Annotated in this window: 15 protein-coding genes; 13 read left to right on the top strand and 2 right to left on the bottom strand. The window is 36.2% G+C overall.

The genetic code is table 11. The features are described 5' to 3' along the window. Positions 1–3: 3 nt before the first annotated feature. Positions 4–243 carry a hypothetical protein gene (locus VG895_04105; protein ID HWA52211.1) on the top strand — a complete coding sequence of 80 codons (240 nt, stop codon included), beginning with the start codon at positions 4–6 and terminating at the stop codon, positions 241–243. Here VG895_04105 and VG895_04100 read toward each other — a convergent pair. Beyond that, the gene (locus tag VG895_04100) at positions 240–2,069 is read right to left on the bottom strand and encodes a cation-translocating P-type ATPase (GenBank protein HWA52210.1); all 1,830 of its coding nucleotides are present in this window, start codon (positions 2,067–2,069) and stop codon (positions 240–242) included. The genes VG895_04105 and VG895_04100 overlap by 4 nt on opposite strands. A gap of 27 nt (positions 2,070–2,096) precedes the next feature. After that, positions 2,097–2,576: a hypothetical protein gene (locus VG895_04095; GenBank protein ID HWA52209.1), complete on the bottom strand. Its 480-nt coding sequence runs from the start codon at positions 2,574–2,576 to the stop codon at positions 2,097–2,099. Here VG895_04095 and VG895_04090 point away from each other — a divergent pair. The 12 genes from VG895_04090 (at position 2,559) to VG895_04035 (ending at position 17,401) form a co-directional block, all read left to right on the top strand. After that, positions 2,559–2,864: a hypothetical protein gene (locus VG895_04090; protein HWA52208.1), complete on the top strand. Its 306-nt coding sequence runs from the start codon at positions 2,559–2,561 to the stop codon at positions 2,862–2,864. The genes VG895_04095 and VG895_04090 overlap by 18 nt on opposite strands. 41 nt (positions 2,865–2,905) lie before the next feature. Beyond that, complete coding sequence (locus VG895_04085; protein HWA52207.1) at positions 2,906–4,240, top strand: alanine--tRNA ligase-related protein; 1,335 nt, start codon at positions 2,906–2,908, stop codon at positions 4,238–4,240. 20 nt (positions 4,241–4,260) lie between these two features. Then, positions 4,261–6,360 carry a baseplate J/gp47 family protein gene (locus tag VG895_04080; GenBank protein ID HWA52206.1) on the top strand — a complete coding sequence of 700 codons (2,100 nt, stop codon included), beginning with the start codon at positions 4,261–4,263 and terminating at the stop codon, positions 6,358–6,360. Then, entirely contained in the window at positions 6,357–7,019 is a 663-nt protein-coding gene (locus VG895_04075; GenBank protein ID HWA52205.1) for a sortase, read from the top strand. The genes VG895_04080 and VG895_04075 overlap by 4 nt, the downstream gene beginning before the upstream one ends. Position 7,020: 1 nt before the next feature. Beyond that, positions 7,021–7,404, top strand: coding sequence for a Holliday junction resolvase RuvX (gene ruvX / locus VG895_04070; GenBank protein ID HWA52204.1), 384 nt, complete (start codon positions 7,021–7,023; stop codon positions 7,402–7,404). Beyond that, the gene (locus VG895_04065; protein HWA52203.1) at positions 7,401–7,925 is read left to right on the top strand and encodes a hypothetical protein; all 525 of its coding nucleotides are present in this window, start codon (positions 7,401–7,403) and stop codon (positions 7,923–7,925) included. Before ruvX ends, VG895_04065 begins: the two co-directional genes overlap by 4 nt. Positions 7,926–7,972: 47 nt before the next feature. Next, positions 7,973–8,176, top strand: a complete 204-nt coding sequence (locus tag VG895_04060; GenBank protein ID HWA52202.1) for a hypothetical protein — start codon at positions 7,973–7,975, stop codon at positions 8,174–8,176. A gap of 18 nt (positions 8,177–8,194) precedes the next feature. Then, positions 8,195–9,148 (top strand): endolytic transglycosylase MltG, encoded by a 954-nt coding sequence (gene mltG / locus VG895_04055; GenBank protein HWA52201.1) that lies wholly within the window; start codon positions 8,195–8,197, stop codon positions 9,146–9,148. Between the two features lie 74 nt (positions 9,149–9,222). Then, positions 9,223–16,224 (top strand): DNA-directed RNA polymerase subunit beta', encoded by a 7,002-nt coding sequence (rpoC, locus tag VG895_04050; GenBank protein HWA52200.1) that lies wholly within the window; start codon positions 9,223–9,225, stop codon positions 16,222–16,224. 8 nt (positions 16,225–16,232) lie between these two features. After that, complete coding sequence (gene rpsL, locus VG895_04045; protein HWA52199.1) at positions 16,233–16,685, top strand: 30S ribosomal protein S12; 453 nt, start codon at positions 16,233–16,235, stop codon at positions 16,683–16,685. Beyond that, on the top strand, positions 16,651–17,127 hold the full coding sequence (gene rpsG / locus VG895_04040) for a 30S ribosomal protein S7 (protein ID HWA52198.1): 477 nt from the start codon (positions 16,651–16,653) through the stop codon (positions 17,125–17,127). The genes rpsL and rpsG overlap by 35 nt, the downstream gene beginning before the upstream one ends. Positions 17,128–17,131: 4 nt before the next feature. After that, positions 17,132–17,401, top strand: coding sequence for a hypothetical protein (locus tag VG895_04035; protein HWA52197.1), 270 nt, complete (start codon positions 17,132–17,134; stop codon positions 17,399–17,401). Positions 17,402–17,411 lie beyond the last annotated feature (10 nt).

Raw genomic sequence — 17,411 nt, 5'->3', positions numbered from 1 at the left:
ATTATGAGTGGAGTAGAAACTTTATTAACAATTGTCGTTGTAGCTTTAGCGATACTTTTTATTTTTGTGGGAGTTCAAGTGACTTTAGTCATACTTGATTTAAGACGCACGATAAGAAGATTAAATAGTTTACTTGAAGATGCAATTTTGGGTGGAGGATTAATAAGACCTGATAAATTAACTGGAGTGTTGGAGTTTTTTAGAAAGAAAAGGGAAACAGGCAGCCACGGACAGCAAATTTAATTTATTTTATATCTGAAAACTCTTAAGGCGTTAAAAATTGGAAGAAAGTCAGTTGCAAAATTATAAGCTGCAGCACCTTGCGGACCTATAAAATTTCCAAAAACTAACCCAAGCCCTAATGCGTTTGTTGCTCCCCATAAAAAGAAATTTTGGCGAGCAATGTTTTTAGTGTATTTGCTTAAATTGATTGCAGTCGTGAGTTTTAACAAATTATCTTGCATTAGAGCAATATCTGCTGACTCGATTGCGCTATCTGCTCCAATTGCTCCCATTGCTATTCCAATATCGGCAAGCTTAAGACTTGCAGCGTCATTGACACCATCGCCAACCATGGCAACCTTACCTTTAGAGGATTTCAGGTAGGACTTGATGTAATTTAATTTGTCTTCAGGAAGAAGATTGGCATGAAATGTTTCTATGCCTACAACTTTCGCAACGCGAGCGGCGACTAAGTCATTATCTCCTGTAATCATGACAATATTTTTAACACCTTGATTTTTGAGAGCTGAGATAGTAATTCTTGCTTCAGGACGAATTTGATCTGCAAGAGTGAGGATTGATGCTAATTTTTTATTAACTGCCAGGTAAACGACCTGGAAACCCTGGCTTTGATTTTCTTTTGCAATTTTCATCTCTTCATTTGTTATTTTTACTTTTTCATTCTTCATAAACTGAAGTTTGCCAGCAATAACCTCGCGCTTTCCAAAATTTGCTTTGATACCAAAACCTGCATACTCTTCAAATTTTTCTGGAGATTCTATTTTTAGACCATCGTTTTTTGCGTGAGCAATGATTGCTTTTGCTATTGGATGTTCTGAAACAGATTCAAGATCTGCGATAAGCTTGAGCGCTTCGTGACTTTTATATTTATTAAAGGTAATTATTTTTTCTGTTTTAACATTGCCTTTGGTAAGAGTTCCTGTTTTATCAAATAAAACTGTTTCTAAATTAGATAAACCTTCAAGATATTCACTACCTTTGATAATTATTCCCTGTTTCCCAGCTTTTGCGATAGCCCCCCAAAAAGCCATGGGAATAGAAACTGCGATATCATCAGCACATGTTACAAGAAGAATGGATAAAATTAAATCAATATTTTTAGTGATCGTGAAAATAATAATTGAAAGAGATAAGGTTACTACTATATAAATAGTTGTGAATTTGTCGGCAACTCCCTGGATTCCCTGTTTTTCGTTTTGAGCATTTTTAATTAAGGAAACGATTTTCTCAAAAGTTGTATCTGCGCCGACTTTTTCTGTTTTAATCTCAAGCGATCCTGATAAATTTAAAGTGGAAGATAAAACTTTCTGGCCAACACTTTTAGTAACTGGCAATGATTCTCCGGTGAGGCTTGATTGATCAATACTGCCTTCACCTTCGATAATTTTTCCGTCGACTGGAATTCTATCTCCTGCTTCAACAACTACAATATCTCCGACTTGAACTTTTTGTATGTCTACAGTTTTAATATCGCGGCCAACTTTTATTTTTACTTTTTCGGGGCGAAGCTTTAATAAACTTTTAACTGCATCATCTGCTTTGCTTCTCGTGTAATCTCCAAAAATTCTTGCACTGGTGATCATTAAATTAATAAAGGCAACCGATGACCATTCCTGATGAATAAGAGAAACAAACAAAGCAATTGAAGCTAGTAAATCTACAGAAACTTTTTTGTCCTTCAGGGATTCTGCCGCACTAATTATTACTGGAACTGTTGCAATAACGCCTACTATAGTTATTAGAGAATTTGACCAGGTGGATTTAAAAAGATAATAGAAGATTAGTGAAAGAATTAAAGAAACAAGAATAGTAAAATTTATTTTCATAAATTAATTATAGACGAAATTGAAGTTCTAAAGTTTGACTATATTGAAACCATCGACACCGTTGCCTGTAATATCTCCTGGATTTTTATCACTTGCAAAGTAGTAGAGAGGCATTCCACGCCACGCAAATTGTTTGCTGCCATCATCATCACTTCTTGTTATGACTGTAATTCCGTCTGGAAAACTCCCTTGGGCTGTTGCTTTTGAAGAATATGCTGGCCAAGCTTGCAAGCAACCTCCTGTGCAATTGCTAACTCCGTTTGTATCTTTGGCATAAGTATAAAGAGTCATGCCTGCGAAATCTGTCATGTAATTTCCATATGACGCATTAGTTTTGGTTAAGTAAATATTGCTTGAGTCTGTTTGCGTATTAGGACTAGTTTCGATACTTGTTTGAGTTGGTGGTTTTTCTGAGGTTATATGACTAGTTAGAAAACTGCAACTAAAAGAACTACTACTCCGATGCTTATATGATTTACAATATATTAAATGGATACAAGGAAACAAGGATTACTTCAAGCTGCTGGCGTAACTTTATATTGTTTAGCTGTTGGACTTTTCTTTGGACAAGCAAATAAATTTTTGCCAAAACAAGATTCGTTTTTGACTCCGATTGTAGTTTTAACTCTTTTTTGTGCATCTGCACTTATATGTGCTTTGATTGTATTTTATAAACCTTATTTATTGTTTTTTGCCGGTAAGAAAACGCAAGCAATTGAAACTGTGATGTATACAGCAGCCTGTATATTTGCCTTTGCAGTTATTGGACTGATTGGATTAATTATTTTAGGATAGGTATAAGCTGAGCTTGTAACACTGCGTGTTATAATAGCTTCATGACTGGAAACGAAGTTCGTAAAAAATATTTAGAGTTTTTTGAAAAACGAGGACATAAAATAATTAAACCTGCTCCGCTTGTTTTGAAAGACGACCCAACTACTTTGTTTACGTCAGCTGGAATGCAACCATTAGTTCCATATCTTTTGGGTAAAGCTCATGATGAAGGTAAACGATTAACAGATTCTCAACCTTGTTTTAGATCTCAAGATATTGAAGAGGTTGGTGACAATCGACACGATACGTTGTTTGAAATGCTTGGGAATTGGAGTTTAGGAGATTATTTCAAAAAGGAGCAAATCCCCTGGATTTGGGAATTTATTATAAAAGAACTTGGACTTAATCCTGAAAATATTCATGTAACACTTTATGAAGGAAATGAAAGCGTACCTAAAGACGAGGAAACATATAAATTGTGGAGAGAATTGGGAATTTCTGATGAAAGAATTCATTATTATAAAAATAAAAATTGGTGGAGTATTTCAGGGCCACCTGAAAATATGAGAGATGGAGAAGTAGGAGGACCTGATAGTGAAATCTTTTTTGAGTTTGAAAACGTAAAGCACGATCCGAAATATGGTAAAGAATGTCATCCTAATTGTGACTGTGGTAGATTTTTGGAAATTGGGAATTCTGTTTTTATCCAGTACAAAAAGGTTGACGGGAAACTTGTAGAGCTTCCAAATAAAAATGTGGATTTTGGAGGAGGACTTGAGAGATTAACTGCTGCAACAAGTAATGACCCTGATATTTTTAAGTCAGATTTATTTTGGCCTGTCATTGAAAAAATAGAAGAGCTTTCTGGTAAGAAATATGAAGATTATCAATCTTCAATGAGAATTATTACAGATCACATTAAGGCTTCAACATTTTTGATTGCAAACGGGGTCACCCCAAGTAATAAATTGCAAGGATATGTTTTAAGAAGATTGCTGCGACGTGCGGCTCTTCAAATGAGAAATTTAAATATTGATTTGTCTCAAAAAGATTTTAATGAAATGTTTGTTATTGTAGAAAAAGTTTTTGATATTTATTCTTTATATTTGGATAAAAAAGATTTGGTAAAAGTGCAAGCTGAAATAACTTCTGAACTTGAAAAGTTTGGAAGAGCTTTGGAAAACGGAGTCAAAAGGATAAATAAAACTGATATTAAAGATATAGATGAAAAATTTGCATTTGATTTGATGCAAAGTGAGGGATTTCCATTTGAAATCACACAAGAGTTGGTTGGAAAAAAAGGAGTTAATTTGGATAAAAATAAATTTGAAGAAATGCTTCGCGAACATCAGGAGCTTTCAAGGAAATCTTCAGAGGATAAATTTAAAATTAAATAAGTTCTGCTACAATGAATTAAATGCAAGAGTACTTCTGGTCTTTATGTGTGGAGATAAACTCTCTTCAGGCTGCTATCTGGACTGTAAAAGACGGCAGTGCTCAGATTGTTTGTACCTCAAATCCAGTAGTATATGAAGATGATGAGACTTTGGTGAAAGCTGCCGATGAAGTTTTATCAAACTGCGTACAACTTCTTCCTGAGGAAATTGCAGAACCGACAAAATGTGTCTTTGGAGTTTCAGCATCTTGGGTTGTTGATGGACAAATTGAAAAAGCACATCTTGAGAAAATAAAATTAATTTGCAATAAACTTTCTTTAACTCCAACAGGATTTGTAGTTTTATCTGAGGCAATTTCTTATTTTGAAAAATCAACGGAAAAAACTCCGCTTTCGGCAATTTTGGTGGGAGTTTATGCGCAGAGTATTGACGTCACGATATTTCGCCTTGGAAATTTAACAGGCTCTGTCAATGTTGCAAGAAGCACGAGTATTACTGACGATGTTACTGAAGGACTTGCAAGATTTGAGAATGGAGATGCGTTGCCTTCTAGATTTTTGGTTTATGGAAGTAATGACGGGGATTTGGAAGAATTTAAACAGGAGCTAATTAAAGCTGACTGGGAGCGTGCGAATGAAAATATTAAATTTTTACACACCCCACAAGTGGAAATTTTTAATACCACTGCAAAAATGGCGGCAATAAGCCTTGCTGGAGCTGCCGAGACAGGAACTGCAACTGAAATTGTTTTTGAGCAAGCCCTGGAAACTGCGAAAGAAAATAAGCCTGAGATGCTTAGCGAAGACATCAATAATGTGACAGAGCCTGAAAGTAAAAAGAGTTTGTTCGAATCCGAATTCGACAGTGTTGATCCTGCATCGCTTGGATTTGGAAATGGCTTTAATACAACTCCACAAGAAGTAAAAGAAAACATTCAAAATACAATTCAGAATTTTGAACCGCAAGTAATTAAAAATAAAATGCAGGACTTTAAATTGCCGAAATTTAAAAACACTAGAATTTTAAAAGAAAACTTTTTGTTTGTAGGAGTAATAGCTTTGTTTTTTATTTTGGTAATTGGATTTTGCTATGTATGGTTTGTTCCAAAAGCAACAGTAACAATTTTCATATCTCCACAGAAAATAAATGAAACAAAACAGGTGAAGTTTGATACTAATGCAAGTGGAGTTAATGCAAGTACACTTACAATTCCTGCGAAAATTGCAATAGCTTCTGTCAGTTCTTCAAAAACAAAAAGCACAACTGGAACGACAGTTGTTGGAACTCCATCTAAAGGAAGCGTGACTTTTTATAATGTGGGAGGTTCGACAACAATTTCTGCTGGGACAACTCTTTCTGCATCAAGCCTTAATTTTAGTTTGGATAATGATGTACAAATAGCGAGCGCTTCGGGAGCGGCAGCGGCTTCTTCTGCAAACGGAAATATAACAGCCCAACAAGTTGGTGCTGATTCAAATTTGGCAAGCGGAACTTATTTTACTGTAGGAAATTTTTCATCAAGCCTTATTCAGGCAAAAAATGGAAATGATTTGGCAGGAGGAAGCAGCCAGGAAGTTGCCGCTGTTTCAAGCGATGATGCAACTAGCCTTCAAAACGATTTGAAACAAGATCTGACAACAAACGGAACGAATAATTTGAAATCGCAACTGAATGGAGGAAATTTACTGATACCTGACTCTGTAGCTTTGACAATTAGTTCTTCGACTTTTGATAACAAAGTGGGAGCACAGGCAAGTACTGTAAAATTAAATGAAAGTGCAAAAGTTACTGGAACAACTTTTACAAAAAGCGATATGAATAATTTGGCAAAACAAATTTTTGCAAGCGAAATTCCTAGCGGCTATACATTAACTGATGACGCAATTGATTATCAGCCAGGTAAAACATCGACACAATTTATAATTAACTTGCTGCCTGTGACTGATGCAAACAAAATTAAACAGGAAATTTTAGGAAAGAATATAAATGATTTGAAAAATGTTTTGGGAAATATACAAGGGCTTGAGGATGTACAAGTAACGGGGACTCCAAAATTATTGCAGCTGCCCTTCTTGCCCCATGTAGTTGATCATATTACAATTCAGTTTGTGGCGAAATGATTAAGAAAAAAAGAATTAAAATAATTGGAGCTGTTTGCGGATTTTTGGGATTCATTGTGATTGCATGGATTTTCTACCCAATTGTTGCTTATCAAATTAATGCACCAAAATTAATGACTTTTTTGTCCCCGATTGCACAAGCTGACGGTGTAATAAACACAGATGCAAATATTAATGATACTGATGCTGCCACCTGGTTTCCGACTAAAGCTTCTAATTTATTTACAAATGATCCTGTTTCTTTTTATACAATTACAATACAAAGACTTGGAATAGTTAATGCAAAAGTTGCGATTGGAGGAGAGGATTTGTCACAATCTTTGATTCAATACCCAGGGACTGCGCTTCCCGGGCAAATAGGTAATACAACAATTTTTGGGCATAGCGTCTTGCCTGCTTTTTATAACCCTAAAAATTATTTAACAATTTTTTCTACAATTCCAACTCTTAATGAAGGAGATATTATAACGGTCAATTATGATGGAATAACCTATAAATATAGCGTTGAGCAAAAATATATAGTGGATCCGTCTGACGTGCAAGTGCTTTCTCAGGATGAAAGTGATTCGTTTTTGACTTTAGTTACTTGTGTACCTCCCGGGCTTACAACTTATAGGGGAGTAATTAAGGCAAGGATTATGCCAGTAGGAGAGAATTAGTATGATAATAGCTTTTGATTTTGGATTAAAAAAAGTTGGAGTTGCAATTGCCTCTTTGAAATTGGCAGAACCGCTTGTGGTGATTAGATATGAAACTCAGGAAGAGCTATTTAAAAAATTAAAAGAACTAATAGAGAAGGAAAAACCAGAAACGGTTGTTGTTGGTTTATCTGAAGGAATAATGGAAGAGAAATCAAAAGAGTTTGGAGATAAAATTTTTGAAGTGTTTAATATTCCGGTGAGATTTTCAGATGAAACACTTTCAACTCAAGATGCACAGAATTTATCGCTTGCAGCGGGATTAAAGAGGAAAAAAAGAAAAGAAATGGAAGATGCTTATGCAGCAGCAGTGATGCTACAGAATTTTATTGATTTGAACTTATGAAGATTAGCTTTACACCTAAATCTCAAGATCGTAGAATTGTTGAGGCATTTGAAAGCTATAAAGACATTTGGAATAAAGATGGTTATAGAATTATTTCTTCAATAGAAAAAGTTACTGGGCTTAAATTTTCAAAAGATCATTTAGAAGCTACTATCATTGATGGGCCAACTAGTCATTCTCATCCTTTACAACTTTCTTGTTTTGGTATTGATAAGGGAAGAAAAAGAACATTAATGCATGAATTAGGACATATTATTTTGGATGATAATGAAATTGATGTGCTAGCGGATAATGATGAAGACTTGAGTTTTGTAAATCACAAACTTCTTGATTTGGTTTTATTTGATATTTTTTGTGAGTTTTATAACGGTGATGAGGAGATTGCAAGGCAACATGTTGAAAGAGATAAAGAAATTAATCCTCAATATTATTCGGATGCTTGGGATTGGGCATTATCTATGAATAGAGAAGAGAGACAAAAGTTATTTGCAAAAGCTCGGGAGTCTAAGAGATTCCCATAGAAGTTTAATGGTTGCATAAGGATTTCAATTTGTTAAACTACATTAATATGTTTAAGAATGTAATTGCTCCAATACAAGCATGGCTCCTTTCTCAAGGGAAATGTGTGGGATGCGGAACTCCGCTTTCTGAAGGCTCAAAGAAAAAATTTAAAGGGGATAATGAGCAGGTAACTTGCAAGAAATGTGGACGTATTTATGTTCATGAAACAAAAACAAACAAATATCGCCGAGCACTTCTTTCTGAAGTTTAAATAGTTTATACTCTTATCGTGAAGAAGTTAATTCTACTTTTTTTGGCCTTTATAATTGTAATTGTTATTGCCGGTTTCTGGTTTGTTAATGGTCTTACTCCAAAAGATAATAATTCGCAAACAAAAAGATTTGTGATTGATCAGGGAGAAACAGCAAGTGCAATAGGAATTGATTTAGCCAAAAATAACTTAATAAAAAGCGCGACGGCATTTAGAATTTATTCGCAAGTTACCCAAACTGCCAGAAAAATTAAACCTGGATCTTATGATTTGAGCAGTAATCAGTGGGTGCCACAAATAATTGCCAAGCTTTTAAATGGGCCGACAGAAATTTGGGTAACAATTCCTGAAGGACTTCGTAAAGAAGAGATTGCTGAGAAGTTTACTGACTTTGATAAATTTAATAAACAGGAATTTTTAAATTTGACTAAAAATGATGAGGGATATTTATTCCCTGATACATATTTACTTCCAAGAGATGCTACAGCAAGCACAATTGTGAAGATAATGACGGATAATTTTAATAAACAATACACAGAGGCAGCAAAAAATAAAACCAATCCCCTTTCTAAAAATGATATCGTGATTTTGGCCAGTATTGTTCAGAGAGAAGCGATAACTGCCGAGGATATGCGAGGAGTTGCATCAGTTCTAATGAACCGTTACAACTCTGGAATGTCGCTTGGATCTGATGTGACCTTGGAATATGCACTTGGACAACAACCGGACGGAGGCTGGTGGAAAAAAGATCTAACAGTTGACGATTTGGCTTTAGATTCGCCTTACAATACAAGAACGAATGCCGGATTTCCGCCGACACCAATAAGTAATCCAGGATTGGTTGCTTTGGAAGCAGCAGCAAACCCACCGAACACTTCGTATTTATATTATTTGTCAGATTCTGATGGAAAACTTCATTTTGCTCAAACCTTGGAAGAGCATAATGCCAATATACAGAAGTATTTACAATAGGGTGTTGACAGACTTCAAAATACATGTATAATCGACCTTAGGTCTACTTGGAGTGTAGACATAATTCTCGTCTGATGGCAAATAAACAAAATCGCCGCAATTTTGGCAGAACAGAAAACAATTTACCTGAGCTTGATTTGTCTTTGGTTCAAAGACAATCTTGGGATTGGTTTTTAAAAGAAGGAATTTCGGAAGAACTTACAAATATTTCTCCAGTTGAAGATTTTGCAGGAAAAAATTGGGAACTTTCTTTTGGTAAACATACTCTTGAAGCCTCTCAAGTTACCCCAAAAGAAGCAAGAGAAAAAGGAATAACATACTCAACTCCATTTAAAGTCGAAACAACACTCACAAATAAAAGAACAGGAGCATCTGTCACACAGGAAGTTTTCTTTGGAAATATTCCACAAATGACAACTGTTGGAACATTTATTATTAATGGAATTGAAAGAACTGTTATTAACCAAATCGTTCGAAGCCCAGGAGCATATTTCTCAGGAACTTTGGATGCAGCAAGCGGCCGTATGCTTTATAAAGCAGAAATAAGACCACTTCATCACGGAAGCTGGCTTGAATTTGAAACTGGACGAAACGATGTTATTTCAGCTCGCATTGATCGACGCCGAAAGGTAAATGCCGCAACCATACTTCGCGCTCTTGGAATTTATTCAAATGATGAAATTACAAGAATTTTTGCTGATGTGAATAAAGACGGAAATCATAATTATGTACAAAAGACTATTGAAAAAGATCCAACAAGAACAAGAGAAGATGCACTTCTTGAAATTTACAAGAAACTTCGACCTGGAGAACCAGCTCTTTTGGATAATGCAGAAACACTTTTCCATAACCTTTTCTTTGATAACCGCCATTACGACTTAGGAAAAGTTGGAAGATATAAAATTAATAAGAGATTAGGACTTAATGTTGAAAATAATAAACAAAACTGGGTACTTACAAAAGATGATATTGTCCAAACACTTCATTATTTAATTGGACTTCAAAATGGAATTGGACGAGTTGATGATATTGACCATCTTTCAAACAGACGCCTTCGATGTGTCGGGGAACTTGTTGCAACTCATGCATTTCGTACAGGACTTTTAAGACTTGAAAGATCTATAAAAGAGAAAATGTCTTTGGTTTCTCAAGAAGAAAAACCAAATCCATCAGCTTTAATTAACGCAAGACCATTAATCGCTTCTTTGAATGAATTTTTCAGAAGCAATCAGCTTTCAACAATACTTGATAATACAAATCCACTTTCAGAAATAGATAATTTACGAAGAGTATCTGTTTTAGGACCTGGAGGAATTAATCGAGAACGTGCGAGCTTTTCAATCCGAGACGTTAATCCTTCTCAATATGGAAGAATTGATCCTGTCAGGTCTCCAGAAGGAATGAACATTGGACTTGTTACTTATTTAACTCTTTATGCACGTGTAAACGAATTTGGATTTATTGAGACACCTTACAAAAAAGTTGATAATAGAAAAATTACTAATGAAATTGTTTATTTAACTGCTGACGATGAAGAGAAATATTACATTACTCACAACGGAATTAATATTGATGACAGCGGAAAAATAACAGACGACAGAGTTGCTATCCGATATGCAGGAAACTTTACAGAAGGATCTTCAAAGTTGGTTCAATATATCGATTTGACACCAAGGCAGGTATTTGGAGCATCTGCATCTTTAATTCCTTTCCTTGACCACGATGAAGGAAACCGTGCTCTTATGGGAAGTAACATGCAATGTCAGGCTGTTCCACTTGTTGCGCCAAGCTCACCAGTTGTTGGAACAGGAATGGAAGCGACTGTTGCCTCTTCAATGGGAAGAGTTGTAAAAGCTGAATATCCAGGAACTGTTTCTTTTGTTGATGCAGACAAAATTGAAATTAAACTTGATAAGCAAAGCTTGTCAGCTAAAGCTGATAAAAAATTGCCTGACGATGCTGTTTTGTCTAGAGATGGTAAAACAATTACTTATTATTTGACTAAATTCTGGAGAACTTCACAATCAACTTGTTATAACCAGAAAGCTAAAGTAGTTCTCGGACAGAAATTAAACCCTGGAGACTTAATAATTGATGGACCTGCTACAGAAGACGGAGAACTTGCACTGGGTCAAAATTTAGTTGTAGCTTATGCATCAATTTCCGGATACGGATTTGAAGATGCAATTTTGATTTCTGACAGAATAGTTAAGGATGACCTACTTACTTCAATTAACATTCGTGAATATACAGCTGACGTTGTTGAAACAAAACTTGGACCTGAAGTTGTTACAAAAGATATTCCAAACGTTTCTGAAGACCAATTAGCTAATTTGGCAAGTGATGGAATTGTTGTTGTCGGAGCTGAAGTTCATCCAAATGACATCTTGGTCGGAAAAATTGCACCAAAAGGTGAAATGGAACTTACTGCAGAAGAAAGACTTCTTCGTGCTATCTTTGGAGAGAAAGCAAGAGAAGTCCGAGATACATCACTTCGAGTGCCACACGGAGAAGAAGGAATTGTTATTGATGTACAAGTACTTAGCAAAGAAAAAGGAGATGAACTTGCACCTGGAGTAATATCTTCTGTAATTGTTAAAGTTGCACAACTTCGTAAAGTAACTGTAGGAGACAAAATTGCAGGGCGACATGGAAACAAAGGTGTTATTTCAAAAATAATGCCTGAAGCTGATATGCCTTACTTGCCAGATGGAACTCCAGTTGATTTGGTTATATCACCTCTTTCGGTACTTGCTCGTATGAATCTTGGACAATTACTCGAATGTCATTTGGGATGGGCACTTGATAAGAATCATTCGAAAGCAAGCGTACCTGTCTTTGATAAGATTCCAGAAAGCAAGATTCACGATGAACTTAAAGAGGCTGGACTTCCAGTTTCTGGAAAAACAAGACTTATTGATGGAAGAACTGGAGAGGCACTTTCTGAAGATACAGTTGTTGGAATTGGATACATCATGAAGCTTAAGCACATGATTGAAGATAAGACACATGCACGTAGCACTGGTCCATATTCTCTTGTTACACAACAACCACTTGGAGGAAAAGCACAAATGGGAGGACAAAGACTTGGAGAAATGGAAGTCTGGGCACTTGAAGCACATAGAGCAGCTCATACTTTGCAGGAAATGTTGACAATAAAATCTGATGATATTGTAGGACGCGCTGCAGCATTTGGAGCAATTGTTAAAGGACAGGAAATTCCTGAAGCTAAAATACCTGAAAGCTTTAAAGTATTGGTTCGAGAACTTAATGCACTTGGACTTGCAATTGATGTTGATGGAACAATGGCAGCAGTTACTGAAGAGCACACAACTGATGACGGAGTAGTAATCCAAGAAAAGAAACAACCAGTTACTGATCCACTTTTAAAGCTTCGCGAACTCGAAGATCTTAAATCTTTGCAAATTAAACTTGCCAGCGAAGGTGAAATAAGATCCTGGAGCCGAGGAGAAGTTACAAAACCAGAGACTATAAACTACAGAACACTTAAACCTGAAAAAGACGGACTTTTTGATGAGAGAATATTTGGTCCAACACGCGACTGGGAATGTTACTGTGGAAAGTATAAAAGAATTCGTTATAAGGGAGTAATTTGCGATAAATGTGGAGTTGAAGTTACAGAAAGCAGAGTTCGACGAGAGAGAATGGGACATATTGCACTTGCAGCTCCTGTAGTTCATGTATGGTTTTTCAAAGGAGCACCAAGCAAAGTATCTTTACTTCTTGATTTGCCTCCTCGCGCTATTGAGCAAGTTGTCTATTTTGCAAGATATATTGTTATGAGCGTTGATGATAAAAAGAGAAAAGAAGCAATTGATGTCTTAATAAAGACTCGAGAAGAAAAAATTAAAGAAACTCGAGAGATTTCTGCAGAACGCCGAGAACTTATAAAACAAGACGGAGAAGATCGTAAAGGAAAGATAGCAAACAGAATCAAAGATAAAGAACAAGCAGCTCTTGCAATCAGCGAAGTTGATCTTGATGTACGTAAGAAAGAAACTACTTTGGTTGAAGAAGAAAAAGCAACTATTGAGAAAACAACCGAACTTTTTGATCGCATGACTGATTTGGTTAAGAAAATTAGTCCTTTTGGATTTTTATCTGAGGATGAATACGATCAGCTTTCAACTTATGATGTATCTGATTTTCTTGAAGTAAAAATGGGAGCAGAAGCTCTTCTTATAGCCTTAAGCAAACTTAATTTGGATGAACTTTCAAAGAGTTTGCGAGCAGAACTTGAAGGATTGCAAGGAAAAGGTGCAAGATATTTGAAAGTTGCAAAAAGACTTAAGCTTATTGACGGACTTCGTGAGGCAAAAGTAAGCCCAACAAGCGTTATTTTGAAAGTAATCCCAATACTTCCACCAGATTTACGACCAATGGTCCAACTTGCTGGAGGAAGATTTGCAACTTCTGACTTGAATGATTTATATAGACGCGTAATAAATAGAAATAACAGACTTAAGCATCTTATTGGCCTTGGTGCACCAGATATTATTTTAAGGAATGAAAAAAGAATGTTGCAGGAAGCTGTTGACTCTTTAATTGATGCATCTCAGCGAAAAGCTATGCGACGTGGACGAGGAAGACTTGCACTTCGATCACTTTCTGACATGCTTAAAGGAAAGCAAGGAAGATTTAGAGCAAATCTTTTGGGTAAGCGTGTGGATTACTCCGGACGTTCAGTTATTATTGTTGGGCCTGAACTTAATTTGAATCAATGTGGACTTCCAAAGGAAATGGCGCTGGAAATGTTTAAGCCATTTGTACTTCGAGAAGTTATTAAGCGAGAAATTGCACCTAATGTGAAATCTGCAAAGAATTTACTTGAACGCCGACCACCAGAAGTGTTTGATATTTTGGAAGAAATTACAAAAGATCATCCAGTGTTACTTAATCGTGCACCAACACTTCATAAACTTGGAATTTTGGCATTTTACCCAGTTTTAATTGAAGGAAGCGCTATCAGACTTCATCCAGCAGTATGTTCTGGGTTTGGAGCTGACTTTGACGGAGATCAAATGGCAGTACATGTCCCACTTTCTAAGAAAGCAATCGAAGAAGCTAAGACTCTTATGATGTCTGATAAGAATTTACTTAAGACATCTGACGGATCGCCTGTTGCAACGCCCGCTTCAAAGGAAATGGCGCTTGGAGTTTATTATTTCACAAGTTTAGATACAAGAATGAAAGCTTCTGAAACAATTTTTGCTGACAAAGCTGAAGCAATATTTGCTTATCAAATTGGAAAAGTAGCTTTAAGACAACAAATCAAGGTCAAAGTTGATAATGAAGTAAATGAAACAACTGTTGGACGCATTTTATTTAATGAAATACTTCCAGAAGGATTTAGATTTGTAAACGAAAACGTTTCTTCTGGAATTATTAAAGATTTAGTCACTGAAGCTTATACAAAAGTATCTCAAGAGAGACTTGTAAAACTTATTGATGATATTAAGAACCTTGGATTTGTTGGAGGAACAATTTCAGGACTTTCATTTGCGGTGTCGGATGCTGCAATATTTGAAGGAAAAGCAAAAATTATTAAGGAAGCAGATAAAAAAGTCGACGAAATTGAAAAAAGTTTCCATCAAGGTCTTATTACAAACGAAGAAAAGAAAAGAAGCATTCAACAAATCTGGATTGAAACAACTGAAGAAATTGCTGACAAAACCTGGAATGTAATACCTGCTGATTCACCAATTCGCACAGTTATTGATGCTAAAGTGGGACGCACTTCCCGTGACCAGATTAAGCAGCTTGGTGGAATGAGAGGTTTGGTCGTTGATCCGCTTGGAAAAATCGTTGAACTTCCTGTCAAAAGCAACTTTAGAGAAGGGCTTTCAGTTTTTGAATATGTTGCATCAGGACGCGGATCTCGTAAAGGACTTACTGATACAGCTTTGAAAACAGCTGATGCAGGATATCTTACACGTCGATTAGTTGATGTAACTCATGATGTATTAATTCGTGAAGAAGACTGCGGAACAAAAGACGGAATTCTTATTAAAAAATCAGTACGAGGAGGAAGTTTCTACAAGAGAATTTTTGGAAGATTTGATACAAACGGAGAACTTATTGATGAAAAGCGAGCAAAAGAACTGGCAGATGATGCAAATGTTACAGAATTTGTAGTTCGTTCCCCTCTTACATGTAAGACAAGATTTGGAGTTTGCCAGAAGTGTTATGGATGGGACCTTTCAAATAAACAGGTTGTAGAACTTGGAATGCCAATTGGAGTTATTGCGGCACAATCAATTGGAGAACCTGGAACTCAGCTTACACTTAGAACCAAACATAGCGGAGGAGTTGTTGGAGCTGACGTTACACAAGGACTTCCAAGAGTTGAAGAGTTATTTGAATCTCGTATTCCAAAAACAGTATCGCCAATTTCTGAAATAGCTGGAAAAGTATCTATCAAAGAGAGCGAAGACGGGAATGTTGTTAAAGTCACAAGTGTTAATACCAAACCAAAAGAAGAGCGAGAATATATTATCGCAAAGACAAACAAGATTAGTGTTGAGGATGGACAACTTATCGATGCAGGAACACAACTAGCTAGCGGATACCTTGATATTAAAGAAATATTACAAGTACGAGGACTTGGAGCAGCACAAGAATATTTGGTAAATGAATTACAGGCAGTTTATGAATCACAGGGAATTTCAATTAATGATCGCCATTTTGAAATCATTGTCCGCAAGATGTGTGATACAGTCCGCATTTTGACAAGCGGAGACAGCAGATTCTTGCCAGAAGAGCTTACTGATAAATCAACATTTGAAGAAGAAGTTGAAAAAGTTATCGCATCAGGCGGAGAAGCAGCAACTGCAAGACAAATTATACTTGGAGTCACAAAGAGAGCTTTGTACACAAACAGCTGGCTATCTAGCGCATCTTTCGAACAGACAACTGATGTTTTGGCCGAGTCAGCACTAGAAGGAAGCAAAGATCGCTTACTTGGACTTAAAGAGAATGTTATTATTGGCCGCCTAATTCCAATTGATCCAAAGAGAGCGGCTCTTCATGGACAAGCTGAGCCTGCTGCTGTATAATTTAGCCTATGCCAACGATTGCACAATTAATTAGAAAACCAAGAAGCAAAAAACCAACAAAGCAAAAGGCAACGTCTTTAAAATGGTGGTTTAATGCAAAGGACAGAAAATTTAAAAGAGAGTCTTCTCCTTTCAAAAGAGGAGTGGTGCTATCTGTGCGTACAATGACTCCAAAGAAACCAAATTCAGCTCTTAGAAAAGTGGCAAGAGTTCGACTTTCAAATAAACAAGAAGTTACAGCTTATATTATGGGTGAAGGACATGAGCTTGCAGAACATGCAATTGTTTTAGTTCGCGGAGGCCGTGTCAAAGATTTACCAGGAGTTAAATATCATATAGTACGAGGCAAAAACGATACAACAGGAGTTGTTGGACGAAAGACTGCAAGAAGCCGATATGGTACAAAGAGGGAAGGAGGATCCGCCAATGCGAAGACAGCAAGCGCGAGTGCGACAGCTTAACCCTGATCCAATTTATAATGACGTTTTAGTAAGTAAACTTATTAATCGTTCAATGCGCGATGGAAAGAAAAGTGTTGCCCAAACTCAAATTTATAAAGCTTTTGAAATTATTAAAGAACAAACAAAAGAGGATCCAATGAAAATTTTCCACGCTGCTATGGAAAATATTTCTCCAAACATGGAAGTGCGACCAAGAAGAATTGGAGGAGCTGCTTATCAAGTCCCAATGAGTGTACGAGGAACAAGACGAGAAACTCTTGCAATAAGATGGCTTGTGACTGTAGCTCGTACAAAATCAAACACTGAATTTCATAGTTTTGGAGAAAAGATGGCTTCAGAATTAATGGATGCATATAAAGGTGAAGGAATGGCAATGAAGAAAAAGAAAGACGTTGAAAATATGGCAGAAGCAAATAGAGCATTTGCTCACTTCAAGTGGTAAGTATATGGCTGAGAATTTAAGACTAAATCCTGACGAAGAAGAAGCAGCAGGTTGGGTTGCTAAAATGAATGAACCGAATGTATCTAGAGTATTAGATAGTTTACAAGATGATTATCCAGATTCCGATGTGGTGGTTAAACCTTTAATTTTGAATGAAGTTTATGGTGTTATATTTGGAAATAGAGGTAGTTCTACTAATAGATATTTAGTTGTTAATGTAAGTATTAGACAAGATAAAGTGTACGGTACAGAAGTGAAAGAAGGAAGAATTTGATATGGCACAG

Source organism: Patescibacteria group bacterium (genome assembly GCA_035549555.1).
Classification (GTDB): domain Bacteria; phylum Patescibacteriota; class Microgenomatia; order UBA8517; family UBA8517; genus Co84-156.
This window is presented reverse-complemented; position numbering and strand designations above follow the sequence as displayed.

Bases quoted from the DNA above. Each gene is read 5' to 3' on its own strand.
- VG895_04100 (HWA52210.1), bottom strand. From the start codon at position 2,069: ATGAAAATAAATTTTACTATTCTTGTTTCTTTAATTCTTTCACTAATC.
- VG895_04090 (HWA52208.1), top strand. From the start codon at position 2,559: ATGGATACAAGGAAACAAGGATTACTTCAAGCTGCTGGCGTAACTTTA.
- rpsG (HWA52198.1), top strand. From the start codon at position 16,651: ATGCGAAGACAGCAAGCGCGAGTGCGACAGCTTAACCCTGATCCAATT.
- ruvX (HWA52204.1), top strand. From the start codon at position 7,021: ATGATAATAGCTTTTGATTTTGGATTAAAAAAAGTTGGAGTTGCAATT.
- VG895_04085 (HWA52207.1), top strand. From the start codon at position 2,906: ATGACTGGAAACGAAGTTCGTAAAAAATATTTAGAGTTTTTTGAAAAA.
- rpsL (HWA52199.1), top strand. From the start codon at position 16,233: ATGCCAACGATTGCACAATTAATTAGAAAACCAAGAAGCAAAAAACCA.
- VG895_04060 (HWA52202.1), top strand. From the start codon at position 7,973: ATGTTTAAGAATGTAATTGCTCCAATACAAGCATGGCTCCTTTCTCAA.
- rpoC (HWA52200.1), top strand. From the start codon at position 9,223: ATGGCAAATAAACAAAATCGCCGCAATTTTGGCAGAACAGAAAACAAT.
- VG895_04080 (HWA52206.1), top strand. From the start codon at position 4,261: ATGCAAGAGTACTTCTGGTCTTTATGTGTGGAGATAAACTCTCTTCAG.
- VG895_04065 (HWA52203.1), top strand. From the start codon at position 7,401: ATGAAGATTAGCTTTACACCTAAATCTCAAGATCGTAGAATTGTTGAG.
- VG895_04075 (HWA52205.1), top strand. From the start codon at position 6,357: ATGATTAAGAAAAAAAGAATTAAAATAATTGGAGCTGTTTGCGGATTT.
- VG895_04035 (HWA52197.1), top strand. From the start codon at position 17,132: ATGGCTGAGAATTTAAGACTAAATCCTGACGAAGAAGAAGCAGCAGGT.
- VG895_04105 (HWA52211.1), top strand. From the start codon at position 4: ATGAGTGGAGTAGAAACTTTATTAACAATTGTCGTTGTAGCTTTAGCG.